The sequence below is a fragment of the Nocardia sp. NPDC006982 genome, assembly GCF_042869435.1.
GTDB lineage: Bacteria > Actinomycetota > Actinomycetes > Mycobacteriales > Mycobacteriaceae > Nocardia.
This window is the reverse complement of sequence record NZ_JBIAFV010000002.1, coordinates 343,342-360,050: the sequence shown is the minus strand read 5'-3', so window position 1 is coordinate 360,050 and position 16,709 is coordinate 343,342. Positions and strand designations below refer to the sequence as shown.

The window sequence follows — 16,709 nt, the reverse complement described above, 5'->3', positions numbered from 1 at the left end:
CCGTGTCCGACGAGGCGGCGGTCGTATCGAAGCCGGCCCGTGCGGATGTGATCGACCTCGCGCACCGCTGGTTCCTCGACGGCCGCCGCATCGATATGCAGCAGCTCGCGCGCGAACTCGGCATCGGCCGCGCCACGCTCTATCGCTGGTGGGGCAGTCGGGAAGTGGTGATCGGGGAGGTGGTGTGGCGGGTGATCGCGGAGGCGATCACCCGGGTCGAGGCGCGCGGTTACGGTGCGCCGGCCGCACGTTTCGTCCGCAATTTTGGCAAGCTCGCCGATACCGTGCGCACCTTCGAACCGCTGTCACGCTTCGTCGCCGAGGATCCGGAGTACGGACTGCGCGTCTTGACCTCGCGTTACACCGTTGTACAGGCGCGCATGATCGATTGGGCCGCAGAGCGTTTGGCCGGGCTGCCCGATCTGGATCCGCGCATCGAGATCCGCGATCTCGCCTATGCGATCGTGCGCATCGGCGAAGCTTTCGTCTGGAGCGATGTCATCACCGGTGATCCGCCGCAGTCCGAAAAAGCGACCGCCATGGTCGAGTTGCTCATCTCCGCCGCATCCGGCAAGCGCTGAACCGTAGTCAGGAGCCGAATTGTCCTATAACACCATTACTTACCGCGTTGCGGATGCGATCGCCACTATCACGCTGAATCGACCCGAGGCGCGCAACGGTTTCACCACCGAAATGGCCGATGAACTCGGTGCCGCCTTCACCGCCGCCGATAACGACGATGCGGTGCGCGCTGTCGTATTCGCCGCGGCCGGAACGGATTTCTGCGTCGGCATGGACCTCACGGCGGGTGGCTCCGACGAGGATGTCACCGCGCCCGACTGGGTCGAATGGTCCACGCGTGTGGTTCGGCCGATGACCAATCTCGACAAACCTGTCATCGTCGCGATGCAAGGTGCCGCAGTCGGTGTCGGCCTGTCCATGACGCTCGCCGCCGATTTTCGCTTGGCCGCAACCGATTCCCGCTTCGGATTCGTCTTCGCCCGCCGCGGCCTCTTTCCCGAGGGCGGCTCGCTCTGGTTCCTGCCGCGCATTGTCGGCCTGGCCAAGGCCAAGGAATGGATGATCACCGGGCGCGTCTTCGGCGCCGACGAGGCACTGGCCGCCGGCCTGGTCACCAGCCTGCACGCCCCCGAAGACCTACTCCCCGCCGCTCGAGTCCTCGCCATTGAACTGGCCACGCAGGTAGCCCCCGTCTCCATCGCTGCCATCCGCCGCGGCCTGGTAGCCATGTCCGGCGACAAAACCCCCGAAGACGTCTTCACCCTCGACGCCCGCCTCATCTCCTATGCCTTCTCCAGCGCCGACCTCCGCGAAGGCATCCTCTCCTTCCTCCAGAAACGCCCACCCACCTTCACCGGAAAGGTAGCCACCGAACTCCCGTCCCTCGACGATTGGTTGGCGTAGGGCCGGGCGGTCAACGAAAACGAGCGGCCCGGATGCGCAATGCGCACCCGGGCCGCTCGTTCGTTTCCGCTTACCCGTCAGTTTTTGCGGCCGGGAGCCTTGGCGCTGGATTTGAAGCCGAGGCCGCCGGGCTTGGCGGGCGGGGGTGCCACGGCGGGGGCGCCGTTGCCGTTGGCGGGCTCGGCCGGTTCGTCGGCGGGTTCCGTTGCGGTTTCCGGGGTGGCGGAGGCCGGTTCGGCGGGAGCCGGGGTGTCCGTGCCGGGGGCCTTGGGGCCGGGGCGTTTGAAGCCGGACTTCATGGCCAGTCCCTTGGCGGGGATGGACGGCTTGGTTTCGGTCGGGGCCGAAACCGGTTCGGTGGCGGGGGTTTCCGCTGCCGGGGCCGCTTCGGCGGTGGCCGAGGCTTCTGGTGCCTTGGCTCCGGGTGCCTTTGCCGCGCCCTTCATGGCCAGCCCCTTGCCGGGTGCCTTCGCCGGACCCTTCATTGCCAGACCCTTGACCGGCGGTGCCGCCGGTGCCTCGGCGGCGGGTTCCGCGTCGGTGGCGGCGTCGGGAGTTGCCTTGGCGCCGGGCGCTTTTGCACCGCCCTTCATGCCGAGGCCCTTGCCCGGTGCCTTGGCGGGGCCCTTCATCGCGAGGCCCTTGACGGGCGCGGCCGGCGCCGCTGCCGCGGTGTCCTCGGCCGCAGCCGGGGTCGCCTTGGCTCCGGGTGCCTTCGCGGCGCCCTTCATGCCGAGACCACCACCTGGTGCCTTGGCCGCACCCTTCATACCCAGACCACCGGGTGCCTTGCCGCCGCCCTTCATCGCCAGACCGCCGCCGGCCGGAGCCGCCTTCGGTTCGGCGGGCGCTTCGGCCGCGAGTGCCGGTTCGGGTTCGGCGGCAGCCGGTTCCGGCTCGGGGGCCTGCTTCGGTTCCTGCACCACGGTCAGGTTCTCGGTGAGCTTCGACGGGTCGACCCGGTCGATGGCGTCGAGCATCAACTGCGCGACATCGACGACCTCGACGCCCTGGCCGACCTCGCCGCTGTCCTTGCGTGCGGTGACACCGTCGGTGAGCATGACGCGGCAGAACGGGCAGCCGGTCGCGATCTTGGACGGTTCGTTGCCACCGTTCAAGGTGGACAGCGCCTCGTCGACGCGATCGATATTGATCCGCTTACCGAGCTGCTCTTCCATCCACATCCGCGCGCCACCGGCGCCACAGCACATGGAACGTTCGCCGTGCCGCGGCATTTCGACGAGGGTGGAGCCGGAGGCCTCCATCAACTCGCGCGGTGCGTTGTAGACCTTGTTGTGGCGGCCCAGGTAGCACGGGTCGTGGTAGGTGACATTCTGCGATACCGAGGCGACCGGAATCAGCTGCTTGGTGCGCACCAGCCGGTTCAGCAGCTGGGTGTGGTGCACCACCTCGTAGGTGCCGCCGACTTGCGGGTACTCGTTGTTCAGCGCGTTGAAGCAGTGCGCACAGGTGACCACGATCTTCTTGCGCGACTGCTCGACACCCTCGAACACCGAGTTCAGCAGTTCGATGTTCTGCTGCGCGAGCTGCTGGAACAGGAATTCGTTGCCCGCCCGGCGCGCGGAGTCACCGGTGCAGGTCTCGTCGGCGCCGAGCACCATGAACTTCACGCCCGCGGTGGCCAACAGCTCCGCGACGGCCTTGGTGGTGCGCTTGGCGCGATCCTCGTACGCACCCGCACAGCCGACCCAGAACAGGTACTCGTACCCGTCGAAGGAGTCCGCATCCTGGCCGAACACCGGGATCTGGAAGTCGAGTTCGTTGATCCAGTTCAGCCGGTCTTTGGCGTTCTGGCCCCACGGGTTGCCCTTGTTCTCCAGGTTCTTGAACAAACCGGCCAGCTCGGAGGGGAACTCCGACTCGATCAACACCTGGTAGCGGCGCATATCGATGATGTGATCGACATGCTCGATATCGACCGGGCACTGTTCGACGCACGCACCGCAGGTGGTGCAGCTCCACAGCACCTCGGGGTCGATGATGCCGTTGACGTCCTCGCCGCCGACCAGCGGACGCTCCGCCTCGGCCTTGGCCAGTTCGGAGATCTTGGCCAGCTTCGCCTCGTTGGGCTTGCCGTCACCGTCGACCAGGCCGATCTCGTCGCCGCCCATATCCTTGCGGCCACCGGCCAGCAGGTACGGGGCCTTGGCGACACCGTGGTCGCGCAGCGACATGATCAGCAGCTTGGGCGACAACGGCTTACCGGTATTCCAGGCCGGGCACTGCGACTGGCAGCGGCCGCATTCGGTGCAGGTGGTGAAGTCCAGCCAGCCCTTCCAGGAGAAGTCCTCGACCCGGCCCGCGCCGAAGGTGTCGACATCCGGGTCGGCGGTCTCCATATCGACCGGCTTGCCCTTGGACATCATCGGCTTCGCGGCGCCCAGTGCGACGCCGCCGTCGTCCTCACGCTTGAAGTAGATATTGAAGAAGGCCGCGAACCGGTGCCAGGCCACACCCCAGTTGATATTGCGACCGACCAGCAGCAGGAAGGTGCTGCCCGAAACCATCTTGATGAACGCGAAGATGGCGACCATGGCCACGCTGGAGGGCAGCAGCTTGGCCACCTGCATGGTGAAGAAGTCGGTCCAGGCCTCGGAGTGGCCGTAGGTGGCGATCTTGCCCGCCTTCACCATGACCATGCCGATGCCCTCGAGGAACACGATTGCCTCGATGACGTACGCCGGGGCGAACCGGGAACCACTGAATCGCGACAGCCGCGCGGGCACCCGCGGGTGGTTGAGCTGGCGAATGGTGATCAGTACCAGGATGCCGATCACGGTGCCGATGCCGAGCAGTTCGTCCCACAGGTGGTAGATGCCCCAGCCGCCGATGATCGGCCAGTGGAATTCGGGATCGAAGGTCTGCCCGTACGCCTCGAAGTACAGGATGAAACCGCCGAGGAAGCCGATCATCACCAGCCAGTGCGCCCAGCCGACCGTGCGGAATTTGTTCATCCGGGTGTGGGCGAGGAATTCGACGATCATCGTCTTCAAGCGCGGGAAGAATGGTCGCCAACGATCCGGCGCGGGCTGGCCGATCATGATCGCGCGGGTCATTTTGCCGACGCCACCGACGAATGATGCCCAACCCAACAGGCTGAACGCCACACCAATCGTGCCCAGCGTCAATGTCAGGGCATTCATGTCGCGACCTTTCTTTATCTTTAGAGGCAACACGAGCGTGGGCGGCGATCTCGCCACCCGGTTGGCTCGTATCCTAACTGCAGGTAAGTTACCCACCGGTAACTTACCTGTCTATCGTACGATCGGCGGTTGGCTCTTGCCCCCTCTTCCTGGGGCTTGACCGAATTTTCACCTGTGATGGATTTCACGAAGATTGCGCGATCCGGGTGTGGTTCGGGGCGACAACCACCGTAAACAATGCGCGGTGCCCGCTCGGCGGTAAGGACAGCCTTATGTCACGCCGAGATCACAGTGGGAATAGTCGATCTCGCATCTTCATGTCGGTTCGATTACGCTCACCACGTTCTGTTTGATGTGCCTGTCTTTCACACTGCTCGGGGAGAATCCGGGGTCCGACCACCTCGGGTTGATGAGCGCTCTCGCGTGTACGGAAGCGGCGCGCGGACAACCCTGATGATGGATTGGAAACTGAATGAATCTCCGCAGCACCACCGCGGCTGCCACGATGGTCATCGGCGCGATGACCATCGGATTCGGAGTTGCTCACGCCGAGCCCGCCCCCACGGCAGCTCAACCGATCAGCTACTCCGTGAAGCTCGTGGACAAGACGGTCGTCGCCACGCTCAAGGGGGGGACCTTCGAGCTGACGAAGTCCGATGAGGAATTGAAGGAACCAGACCTCTACACGGTCAAGGACGAACTCGGCAACACCGTCGTCTCGGTTCCGCTCGACGTCGATGTCGACCAGACCCCGGTCGACGTCAAGCCGGTTGTGAAGGACGACGGCAAGGTCCTCGAACTGACCCCGGACCAGAGCGTCAAGATCGAGCAAAAGGTGAATACGGTCAACGCCGTCGCCAAGCCGATCGCCTCCCCGGATGAAGACCAGCGGGCAATGAACGAGTTCTCCACTCAGTTCGGCATCGCCACGGCGGTCGGCGGCTTCGTCGGCACCGCCATCGGTGTCGTCGCCGGTGGTGTCATCGGCTGCATCCTCGGCCTGCCACTGCTCGGTGTCGGCTGCATTCCGGCCGCGATCGCGGGCGCGGGTATCGGTGGCATCCTCGGCACGCTCGCCGTCGGTGGCCCGATCCTGACCCTCGCGGGCATCGACCTGGTCAACACCCTGCAGGCGGCGCCCGGCACCACCAAGTTCGCCGAGAAGTCGGTGCCGGCCCAGCAGCCTGCGTCGGCTCAGCAGCCGGTGCCGGCTCAGCAGCCGAACTGATCTCGATCGAACTCGACCGGCCCGCTCCCATCAGGAGCGGGCCGTTTGGGTTTCAGGCCTGGTGCTCGCGCAAATCCAAACTGCCGCTGAAGATTTCCTCGCCCCTGTGCCGCCCGAAGCGTCCGAAGGAACGCTCGGCCATCTCGAACGAACCGTCCTCGCGCACCAGCAGGACCGTGCTCGCCCTGGTCCCGTGCAATGCGTTGGCGATGAATCTGGCCGAGAGCGTGCGCTCGCGCCGCAGCGGAACTCCGGTGTGCGGCAACAGATCATCGGGCGCCTCGGTGCGATCGGCCAGCACCTCGAAGTAGCGCGCCACATTGCCTGGATCCGATTCGACCACCGCGCGCAGATCACTGAGACCGCCGTGGACTTTGGGCCAAATGGGTTGGGGCGCTTCGAATGCCGCCCCGGGGCCGGGTACGGCGGAGGCGATGAACATGCCGTTGGATACCCCGTGGAAGCCCGGTGCCAGCTCCTGCGGCGGTAGTGCGCTGCGGTTGGAGTGCCACCACAGCGATTCGAGATCCGAGACCAGCATGTTGTAGCCGTTGTAGTCGTCGGGGGCGGCGGCCACGTCGAGCACGTACTGCTCCGGGCCCAGTAGTTCACGCCGGTCGCCGATGCCGCGCAGGAAATCCATCAGCAGCGCGCCGCGTGAGCGGGCATCGCCGCGTTCGTCTTTCGGATTGCGCACATTGGTGACGGTGGCGAATCGATTGCGGCCCTTGTCTTCCCGCGTCAACCCGAGCCAGGTACCCGGCGGATCCCCCGCAACCTTGCGCAGCGCCCCGAGATCGCGCCCGGCCAGCAGTCCGGGCACCTCGGGCCACCATCGCATCGACTCGGTCGGGCGGGAGTAGAACTCGTCGCGGTTGGCCGCGACGATCAACCGATACTCCGGATGGACCCGCCAACCGATCAACACCAAACACATGCATTCCAGGATGCCGGAAGGTCGCCGGGCCCCACAGGGCATTTACGTGGTCTCGGGCACCGCAAGTTCACTGGATCGGCCCAAGGACAGCAAAAAGGCCGACAGCGTCGTTGCTGTCGGCCTTTCGCGGGGTAGTGCTAGTTGTTGACCTTCAGGCCCGGGTTGTCCGAAAGAACCACGCTGACCGGCTGGGCGAACAGCTGCGGCGCATTGCCGGTGAGCGCACCGATCAGATTCGGGATCTCGCAGATCGGGAAGTCGGCCACCGACGACGCGCTGGAGATGCCCAGTGCCATCCGGCCGGACACGATCGCGCCGCCACTGTCACCCGGCAGGGCGCAGATGTTGGCGGAGAAGGCCTGGGTGAGCTCCCGGTCGCCGACCTGCACGGTCTGGTCGACGGCGTTCACGATGCCGCAGCTGAAGCCGGTGCGCGCACCGGACTTGCAGACCGGAGCACCGACCACCGGCACCGCAACGCCCTCGACCGCGACCGGCTGGCCGGGCTGGCGCACGAAGTTGTTGCTGAACCGGTCCTTGGCCTGATCGTTGATCCGGATGATCGAGTAGTCCTGGGAGCCGAGCACCGACTTCTGGAACGTGCCCACTTGTGCACCCGCCCGATCGCCGGCCAGCTCGTAGACGCCAGCCGCATTCCCCGAACCCGCCGACGGAATGTCCGGATTGCAGTGGCCCGCGGTGATGTTCACGACGTTGCCTGCGCGGTCCGTGCCGTTGAAGCCGAGCGAGCAGCGCAGCGAGGTCTTCCCGGCGATCGAGGCGAAGCCGTCGCCACCGGCCAGCGGACCGGTCTGCATCGCAGCCGCGACCGGGGTGGTCTGCAACTGCTCACCGGCGATCGGCGGGGCCGTCACGATGACCCGCGACGGGTCGACGAAGTTCGGCATCGGCAGGCCGGCCTGCTCGACTCGCACCGCGATGCTGTTGTTGACGGGATCGACCACCACACCGCGCACCAGCGCGGAGACCGCCTCGGGCTGCCCCTCCAGCCAGCGTTCGAACGCGCTCTTCTCGCCGCGCAGCGCCGCCTCGCTCTTGGCGACATTGCGGACCTCGAATCCGGCCGACGTGGCCGCCTGGCGCGCCTCGTCGGCACCCGGGCCCTGTGCGAGCGCCACGACCGCCTTGCCGCCGTCAGCGAGCCACGAACCCGCGAAGACCTGCGGGAACTGGCGCTGCGCTGTGGTGGCGAAGGCCGCGAGCTGCTGGGCCAGATCGGCCCGGTGCAGGTACTCCTCGGGGGAGATCTTCAGATCGCGCGCGACCGCGGCGACCAGGTCGGCGGGCAGGGCCGGCTGGTCGGGTTCTGCGTTCGCCACTGCTGCCGTCGGACCGAACAGCAGAATCGCCGCCGAGGCGGCGATAACTGTTTTTCGGACCCGGGTCTGTCGCGCAGCTGATCGGAACTGACCTATACGTGGCAGGAGCATGCCCATACCTTAAAGTGTCCGGCCGGTTATGCCTACTTATGTCGGGATGTTGTTCGGCCCACTAATGGACCGGCGGTCTGTTTGTCGGAAATACGGTGTCCGACAAGCCCTCTCACCCGGCGTTCGGACGGGTCCGCAGCGCGATGCCGGTGCCGACGCCGCCACCGGCGGACGCATCGATATCGGCCAGGATCGAGCGGATCGGGATACCGAGCGTCGCGGTGCCGCCGTATTGCGCGAGGGCGATATTGGCCTCGTTGCAGTCGGGCGCGTCGGCGGCATTGGAACCGCTGGTGATGCCGAGGGCCAGCGTACCGGTGACGATCGCGCCGCCGCTGTCGCCGCCGAGCGTGCAGGCCGAGCTGGCGAAGCCGCGCACGGTCTTGCTCACGCCCTCCGCGGTGTACAGCTGGGTTTCGACCCGATCGGCCACCACGAACCCGCAGGTGAAGGTGGAGGACTGGCCCGACTTGCAGATCGGGGCGCCGGTGACCGGCTCGGCGGTGCCGGTGATGGTCAGCGTGGTGCCATTGGAGCCGCGCACCGACGGCTGGTCCATGCCCGCATTGACCGAGCGCTCGTTGAGCTTGATGACGGAGTAGTCGAGCGCGGTCGGGCCGCCGAGGCGTGCCTTGACGAAGTTGCCGAGCTCGATGCTGTTCGGGATGTCCCTGACATTGGGCAGGTACACCGCGGCGTGCTGGTCGTCGTTTTCCAGGTTCGGGTCGCAGTGGCCCGCGCTGATATTCAGCGCGTTACCCGCCGCGTCCACGCTGTTGAAGCCGAACGAGCACACATCGACGCCGCGCAGCGAGGTGTCCTTCAGCGAGGTCGGCGCGGTGATGTAGGTGTCGCCGCCCATCGGACGGCGTTCGATCGGGCCGCCGCTATTGGGCGAGAGGATGACCTTGACGTTGGCGATCAGGGTCGGCAGGTTCAGCGCGTGGCCGACCGGCGTATTGGCGACCGACAGGACCAGCTGGCTGTTGAGGAAGTCGACCGCGACGGAGTTGATCGACTGGGAGATCTCCTTGGGCAGCGTGTTTATCCACTGATTCAGCTGCATCAGCGCGTTCTCCAGGCCGTTCGCCGAGATCGGGGCCAGATGGGTCTGGTAGCCGTCGGCCGCGGCAATCTTGGCGGCATCGACCGAGGTGACCGCCACGACCGGCTTACCGTCGGTGCCGATCCAGGCGCCCGCGTAGGTGTCGGGGCGCTCGCTGCGGAACGACTCCGCGTATTCGCTGAGCTCCTGGGCCTTGGCGGAGCGTTCCAGATACTCAGCCGGCGTCATCTTCAGGTCGCGGGAAATGGCCGCGACGAGTTCAGGCGGCAGGTTCTCGGCGGAAAGCTGCCCGGGTGCTGTCGGTTCGGCCGAAGCGGCGGTGGTGACGAGCAGGGGTGCGATGAAAACGGTCGCGGCGAATCCGATCGAGGCTGCCTTGACCGCGGCGCTGCGCGCCACCAACTTGCGCATGAAGTCCCTTCGTCGGCACGAGATGTGCCAGCCACTACACCGGTCAGCGGATCACTTTAAGGCACAAACCCCGGTAGGTCGCTGCGAAATCAACCAGGAGGCGCCAACTCGAACGGAATCGGCTGCTGCCACGGCAGCTGCGTCCACGTCGGCGGCGTCCACATCGGGAAGCCGGGACGGGTGGTCGTGGTCCGGCTCGGCCGGGTGGTTGTCGGCGGTGTCGTCGTGGTCGGTGCGGGCGTGGTGGTCGGTGGCGGCGTGGTCGGCTCGGTGGTCTCCGGTTCGCTGCTGGTGATGACGACCGGCGGTTCGGTGGTCGGCGGCGTGGTTTCCGGCACGGTCGGTAGGTCCACCGGCGACTGCGGGGTCGGGCTCGTCGAGACCTGGTCGGATTTGGCGTCGCGCACAGGCGGCACCGGGGTCGAGCCGGGATCACGGAACAGCACGGCGACACCGATGCCGCCGAGTATCAGGCCGACGCCGACCGCGACCGCGATAAGCAGCGGTGTGCCGCGGTCTTTCTTGGGGGTCGCGGCCGGCGGCGGCTCCGGGGTGGTCGCCTCGACCGCGGTCGCCGCGACCAGCGGTGCGGCCACCGGCATCGCAGCCGAATAAGCCTGCGGCTGCACCTCGGGTGTCGGCACCGCCGGGATGACATCGGTGACCACGGTCGAGTTCTCGGCATTGCTCGGATCCGGCGGGGTCGCGCCCGCCGGGGTCGCCAGCACCGCGGCCAGCGCCGCGCGCGCGGCGTCGTAGGCGTAGGCCATTTCCGGTGCGACGGCGTCGCTGCCGGGGAGGTCGCCCTCGCTGACCAGCAGTACCGACTTCAGGCCCAGATAGTCCAGTGCGTCGCGGAGCGAGAGCACGTACTCCGACGGCCAGCCCGCGGGATAGGTCGCATAGAACTCGGCGGCGCCGTTCAGATGTTCGGCGGTCAGATTGATCAGGCAGAACAGTGCGGTCGCGACCAGATCCTCGGCCCGGTATGCCTCGCCGGCGTCGACGGAGATCCCGGCCGGATCCCCGACCGAGGATGCGAAACCGGTGATCGAATGCGTATGACCGGCCGGGGCCGGTCCGCCGAGGACGGTGTCGCCGTCATCGGACATATGCAGGATCGACTCGCGGACGATGAACGTCGGTTCGCCGTTATCGGTGACGATGGCCGCTGTGCAGTTGTCCTCGGCGATGCGCAGGCCCACCCCAGTGGCCATCCTCAATACCTCGCTTCGGCGTCACGGATCGGGCCGCACCCCGATCACACCAGCAGCGAGCCGTGTCCCATGGCGCGGAGCATCGACAATAACTCCGAACGGGAACGGGCACCGATCCGGCGTCGGATCCGGGCGACATGATGCTCCACCGTCTTGGCGGAAATGTACAGGCGAGCGCCGATCTCCCGGTACGTCAGACCGAGTAGGACGAGTTCGGCGACCTCGCGTTCGCGTTCGCTGAGAATCGCCGCGTCGGCAACCGGTGGCGAGGCGGCGGCCTGACCGTCGCCCGAGGCCGAGGCCGCGGCCGTTGCGGCCGGACGAGCCGTGGGCTCCTGCGGACGGGCGTCGGCCCGGACGGTTCTGGCCAGTTTCAGCAGGGTGGTCGCGGTCGCGGAATCGGCGGCGGCGAGTGCGGCCTCGCTCGCGAGCCGGGCGGCATCCCAGGTCAGCCCGATCTCGCTGAGTCCGGCGACCGCCGCCTGCACCGGAGCCGCGGCGACCTGGCCGCGCAGCACCAGCACCCAGGTACGGCCGGCGTCGGCGAGGATCGCGGCATGCCGGTCACCGGCCTCGGCCGCGGCCTTGAGCAGCCGGGCGTGCGGGAGCAGTTCCTCCGGGCTCTCGTGTGCGATCGCGGCCTGCACGCCGTACCAGTGGAAGGCATTGGCCCAGGCGGGCGGCTGGTCGAGGCGACGCAGCAACGCGAGACTGGCATCGACCAGCGGTGCGATCCGGCGCTCGTCGCGCAGCCGGATGCCCGCGAGCCACAGTTCGCCGATCGGCAGCAGGGTGAGCAGGTCGGCGTCGACGTCGTCGAAGAGCGGATAGGCGGCCTGCCAGGCGCGGGTGAGTGCGGCATGATCGCCGCCGCGGCGGGCCAGACCGACCGCGACACCGTGCGCGAGCAGGCGGTCGCGGATATCGAGGGAATCCATTTGCAGCGCGGCGACAGTGGTCGCAGCGGCCTGTTCGTCGCCGCCGAGCATCGCCGCCCAAGCGGTCAGCACCTGCAACTGGTGACAGCGCAAGCCGCTGGGGGTGGCCCGGCGCAGCGCCTCACCGGCACGTCGCGGTTCGCCGGTGCTCAGGCACAGCAGCGTCGCGATGGAGACCGCGGTGCACGGCAGGAACCGATCGGTACCGGCATCGGCCTGCGCGGCCTGGATGAGCGCGGATACGGCTGTGGCGGTACCGGTTCCGTGTTCGACGATGGTGCGCGCGAGTGCGGTGGCGATCAGGCGGGCGTGCGCGTTGGCCTCGGTCGGCGGCCACTGCGTCGCCGATTCGGACAGCTCCGCGGCGGCGGTCACCGCACCGGCGAGATACTGCACGGTCGCGCCGACCGCCCAATCCGCACCGACCCGATGCGCGCCGAGCCAGGAATACAGTTGCGCCGCGCGCCCGACCAGACCGCGGCGGGTCAGCACCGCCGCGCAGATCCGCACGGCCGCAGCCAGTTCCGCGCCGGTGACACCGGGACGAGCCAGCACCGGTTCGGCAAGTCGCATGGCGGTATCGCCGTCGCCGGTGCATGCGGCCGCCTCGGCCCAGCGCAACGCGATGACGTCCGGATCCGCGCCGGTCGCCGCGGCGGCGGCGTAGTAGCGCACGGCCTCGCGGCCCGCCTTTTCGGCTGCGGCGCAGAGGAATTCGGCCAGACGCTGGTCGCGGACACCGGATTCAGCGAGCAGCAGCGCGGTGTGATCGCGCAGCAGGCCCGCATCCAGTCGCGCGTTGAGCAAACGACGCTGCACGGCCACGAAGCGGCGGTCGCCGAGCAGGGTGCGCAGGGGTGTGACGGCGGGTTCGAGCAACAGATCGGCATCGGTGACCAGCGCACTGGCCCTGGCCCGGTCGATGAGTTCTTGGGCCGCGGCGGTGTCCACGCCGAGGACCTCGGTGAGTTCGGAGGAGTCCAGGCCGGTGCCGGTGGTGGCGACGACCAGGGTTTCCAGCAGATCGGGCTCGAGGTCGTCCAGGAGGGCGCGGGCCCAGGCGGCGACGGCGTCGTCGACAGCGCGGATGCCGGCATCGAGGCGGGCCGAGCAGGCGGCGGTCAGCGCGGCCACTACGCCACCGCGGCTGCCCGCGGTCTGACGATGGATGTGCTGGGCGACCGGACGCGGCACCGCCATACCCAATTCGCGGGCGAACGGGGCGATATCGGAGACCCCGAGTGCGCGCAGATCCGCCACCCGCCCGCGGCGGGCCACGGTGTCGGCAAGTGTGCGCAGCTGCGGATCGTGCGGGCGCGGCTGGGTCGCGACAATGACCGTGTAGCGGCCGGATTCGATGGTCGCGCAGAGCGATTCGAGATCCGAGTCGCTCAGGGTGTGGGCGTTGTCGATGATCAGGGCCGGGCGCGGTATGCGCGGGTGTGCGCCGTCGAGGCGGTGGATCGGATGCGCTCCGTTATCGGTGCGCTGAATGATGTCGGTTTTCTCGGCGGTTCGGGTTCCGTGGCCGTTGCCGGTGGCGTGGGCCGCGCCGATGGTGTGCGAATCGTCGTGGTCGGGGTGCTGCCCGTCGGCGCGGTGGGCGTCAGCCATCGCATGCGCTCCGTTGACGGAGCCCGCTTGCGCTGCAAGGTGTTCGGGCATTACGGGGTCGTCTCGGAACGGGATGCCGTGGGCGCGCAGGCGGGCCCGGATCACCGACAGCAGAGTGGACTTGCCGGAGCCGGAGCGGCCCCTGATCAGATAGACGACCGGTTCCCGGTCCGCGGAGTCCAATTCGCGGAAGATCTCGCGTGCGCTGGGCAGCGTGTCGAAGGCGATATCACCCATCATCTGCCTCCGGGGATCTTGGGCAGTGCGGATTGGACGCCGCCGAGAGTGTCGCTCAAGGTGTCGCCCAAGTTGGTCTGCAGGGGCGGCACGGTCGGGACCTGCACCTGCGTCGATGTCTGCGGGGCAGGCTGCGGTGGCGGCGCGGGCTGGGTATGCGTCGCCGGAGCTTCCGCCGTCGGCTGCGTGGCCGGTGCGGGAGCCGGTTGGTTCTGGGTGGTCTGGCCGTCGGCGGACTCGCCTGCGACGGGTTGGCTGCTCGCCACCGCGACGGTGCTCGTCGCAGCGGAACCCGGTTGTCCCGCAGCGGGTTTCGGCTTCGGACTACCGACGGGCGAATCCTTCGCCGAGGTCGTCGCCGAGCCGGTGGGATTGCCGTCACTGGTCGCCGCGACGACGGAAGCGCCCGGCGTTGTCGTCGGATCGGAGCTCGCCGGTGAGGTCGGACCGGGCTGCGCGCCGGTGCCGATGGCGACGGTGCCGGTCGCGAGTGCGCCGAGCACCAGTGCTGCACCCGCGATGATGGCGGCGCGCCGACGGCCGCTGCGCCTGCGGCGGGGCCGGTCGCTCATGCCGGGCAGGGTCTTTTTGGGCACGGCTTCATCGTGGGAAAGACCGCCGCTTGCCACCGCACTGCTGGTCATACGGGCGCTGTTCGCGGACTTTTCGACCGGCCGCGGCACGGTGGGCAGTTCCTCGGTTTTCGTGTTGCTGCCCATGGCTGCTACCGGGGTGCGATCCACGGTGACCGACATCAAGTCCACGCCCAGTTCGGCGGCGCCGAGCGCGCTGGTGAGCCGTGGTTGCGGCGCCGCGACCACCGGGAGTGCGAATTCGGTGGAGATCAACTCGGCCACCAGCGGGATCGCACCGCCGCCGCCGGTTAGCAGCACCCGGCCGATATTGCCGATATCGAGTCCGGCGCGATGTACCGCGTCACGGATGAGATCGAGCGAGGTGAGTAAGGGGCCGCGCAGTAGGTCCTCGAGTTCGTCACGGACCAGCCGGATGTTTTCGGCGTGGTGATCGTCCGGGTTCAAACGGACCGGGACAACCGTCGCGGTATTTGTGGAAAGCTCTTCTTTCGCATATCGGCAGCGATCGCGCAATGCCGACAATTCCCGTTCCACCACCGGATCGAACGGATCGAAATCATTTCCACGCAAGGCATTAGCCAGGACATAGCGCATGGTCAACAGATCGAATTCGGCGCCGGCGACATCGGTGGTGCGCAATGGCGCGCCGAGCACGGCCGCCTGCGCGCCGGTGCGGACCACCGAGACGGTGAGGCCCGAAGCGCCGAGGTCGTATACGACAACCGTGCCGTCGCCGAGCGGGCCGTGCGCGGCCTCCAGCCAGCGCACCGACGCGGTCGGCTCCGGAACCAAGGTCACCTCGCGCAGGCCCGCGCGATCCAGCGCGGCCCGCTGCACATCGACGGTATGTCGCGACCACCACGCCGGATGGCAGGCGACCATGGAGTGCGCGGCGCCTGCTCCGATCTCATCGATCAGACAGCCGACCGCGGTGGCCACGAGATCCGCTGCGGAGTGGGCGGTTCCGTCCTCGGCGAGGATATCCACCGGATCACCGACCCGGGCGAGAAAGCCCTCGAGTACAACGTCACTGGAGTGCCTGCCGGTGGGGCGAGCGCCGCTCCCGAACGCGGGCGCCGCCTGCGGGGCGAGGCGAAGCACACTCGGATGGGTGATGACAGTGTCGCCGGAGTGACCCCTGTCATAGTCGCTGCCGTCCCCCGGGGTCGCCACGGCGACCGAATTCGACGCTCCGACAGTTATGCCGAGCGCCAGACGCTCTGTCATTCGAGAACCCCGTTCGAAAACTGTGTGGCCCGGTAGTCGCTGTTGTATAGACGGGAAGGCGCAGTGGACCTGCCAGCCGCAACACTTCTGTCGGTTGCTGGGCATCAGCCGTTACTCAGTCGGGGAAGGTGCGGGGAAATTCCCCTAATGGTTCGGGGGTCCCTAACGGGAACGTGCGGTTCGCAGTAGGGGTGCGCCCCGTTTCGGAGTAACGCCGGGCGTCCCTAGCGTGAAATGCATTCCAACGACTGCGGATCGCGAGGGTCCGCTCATCCAGGAGATGATTTCGATGACACCCAACGCGATTCTGGAGTTCATTCTCAACCTGCTCCGTGACCACGAGGCCGCGGTGGGTTATTGCGCCAACCCCGGCCAGGCGCTGGCAGCTGCCGGTTTGCCCGCCGTGACGCCGGAGGATATCGCCGCCGTCGCCCCCATGGTCGCCGAATCGGCCCTGATCGCGGGCGGCTCGCAGCTGTCGGCGATCGTGGCGGCCGGTGGCGCCGGAGCGGTCGATGCCGGTGCCGCCGCAGGCGCCAATACCGCCGCCGCGGTTGGACTCGGCGCCGCCGCCGACGCGGGCGTGGACCTCGGCACCGATATCGACCTCGGCGCGGATCTCGGCCTCGGTGTCGGCACCGGGCTCGACCTGGGTGCCGGGCTCACCGGCGCGATCGGCGCGGGCCTGCAGGCCGGAGCCGACCTCGGCGCCGGTCTCGGCAGCATTGTCGGCGCGGGCGCGGATCTGACCGCCGGCCTCGGCGGTGCGATCGGTGCGGGCGTACAGGCCGTGACGGGTCTCGGCGGTGCGCTGAGTGGCGCGCTCGGTGCGGGAGCACAGGCCGGCGCCGATCTCACCACCGGCCTCGAGGGTGCACTCGGTGCCGGAGCGCAGGTCGGAGCGGGTCTGGAGGGGGGTCTCGGCGCGGGCCTGAACGGCGGCGCGCAGGTGATTTCGGGCTTGGAGACGGGTCTCGGTGGCGCAGTCGGCGCCGGGCTTAGCGGCGCCATCGGCGCGGGCACCCAGTTGGGTGCCGACCTCGGCGGTGCCTTTGTCGGCGGTGCCCAAGCGGGCGCTGACCTGGGCACGAGCCTTTCGACCGGTCTGAATGGCATTGTGAATGCGGGCACGCAGGCCGGCGCGGGTCTGGAGGCGGGCCTCGGCGGTGCTGTGGGTGCGGGTGGTCAGGTTGGCGCG

At 68.0% G+C, this 16,709-nt stretch carries 11 protein-coding genes; 4 read left to right on the top strand and 7 right to left on the bottom strand.

Features of this window, described 5'->3' with window-relative positions:
- Window positions 1-2 precede the first annotated feature (2 nt).
- Entirely contained in the window at window positions 3-581 is a 579-nt protein-coding gene (locus ACFYOW_RS10650; RefSeq protein WP_387286604.1) for a QsdR family transcriptional regulator, read from the top strand.
- A gap of 19 nt (window positions 582-600) precedes the next feature.
- Window positions 601-1,425: an enoyl-CoA hydratase-related protein gene (locus ACFYOW_RS10645; RefSeq protein WP_387286603.1), complete on the top strand. Its 825-nt coding sequence runs from the start codon at window positions 601-603 to the stop codon at window positions 1,423-1,425.
- 77 nt (window positions 1,426-1,502) lie between these two features.
- Here ACFYOW_RS10645 and ACFYOW_RS10640 read toward each other — a convergent pair whose 3' ends face one another.
- Window positions 1,503-4,589 (bottom strand): heterodisulfide reductase-related iron-sulfur binding cluster, encoded by a 3,087-nt coding sequence (locus ACFYOW_RS10640; RefSeq protein ID WP_387286601.1) that lies wholly within the window; start codon window positions 4,587-4,589, stop codon window positions 1,503-1,505.
- Between the two features lie 472 nt (window positions 4,590-5,061).
- Between ACFYOW_RS10640 and ACFYOW_RS10635 the strand changes: the two genes are divergently transcribed.
- Window positions 5,062-5,817, top strand: coding sequence for a hypothetical protein (locus tag ACFYOW_RS10635; RefSeq protein WP_387286599.1), 756 nt, complete (start codon window positions 5,062-5,064; stop codon window positions 5,815-5,817).
- A 52-nt stretch (window positions 5,818-5,869) separates the two neighbouring features.
- Here the strand turns inward: ACFYOW_RS10635 and ACFYOW_RS10630 are convergent, their stop codons facing one another.
- The 6 genes from ACFYOW_RS10630 to ACFYOW_RS10605 all read right to left on the bottom strand — a co-directional run bounded on the left by ACFYOW_RS10630 (window position 5,870) and on the right by ACFYOW_RS10605 (window position 15,511).
- On the bottom strand, window positions 5,870-6,754 hold the full coding sequence (locus ACFYOW_RS10630; RefSeq protein WP_387286597.1) for an NRDE family protein: 885 nt from the start codon (window positions 6,752-6,754) through the stop codon (window positions 5,870-5,872).
- Window positions 6,755-6,891: 137 nt separating this feature from the next.
- Window positions 6,892-8,205, bottom strand: coding sequence for a S1 family peptidase (locus tag ACFYOW_RS10625; protein ID WP_063044857.1), 1,314 nt, complete (start codon window positions 8,203-8,205; stop codon window positions 6,892-6,894).
- 112 nt (window positions 8,206-8,317) lie between these two features.
- On the bottom strand, window positions 8,318-9,682 hold the full coding sequence (locus ACFYOW_RS10620; protein WP_387286594.1) for a S1 family peptidase: 1,365 nt from the start codon (window positions 9,680-9,682) through the stop codon (window positions 8,318-8,320).
- A gap of 89 nt (window positions 9,683-9,771) precedes the next feature.
- Entirely contained in the window at window positions 9,772-10,899 is a 1,128-nt protein-coding gene (locus ACFYOW_RS10615; RefSeq protein ID WP_387286592.1) for a hypothetical protein, read from the bottom strand.
- A gap of 44 nt (window positions 10,900-10,943) precedes the next feature.
- Entirely contained in the window at window positions 10,944-13,688 is a 2,745-nt protein-coding gene (locus ACFYOW_RS10610) for a LuxR C-terminal-related transcriptional regulator (RefSeq protein WP_387287458.1), read from the bottom strand.
- Window positions 13,688-15,511 (bottom strand): Hsp70 family protein, encoded by a 1,824-nt coding sequence (locus tag ACFYOW_RS10605; protein ID WP_387286591.1) that lies wholly within the window; start codon window positions 15,509-15,511, stop codon window positions 13,688-13,690. Before ACFYOW_RS10605 ends, ACFYOW_RS10610 begins: the two co-directional genes overlap by 1 nt.
- A 289-nt stretch (window positions 15,512-15,800) precedes the next feature.
- Between ACFYOW_RS10605 and ACFYOW_RS10600 the strand changes: the two genes are divergently transcribed.
- Window positions 15,801-16,709 (top strand): IniB N-terminal domain-containing protein (locus ACFYOW_RS10600; RefSeq protein ID WP_387286589.1); only part of this gene is annotated, 909 nt, incomplete at its 3' end.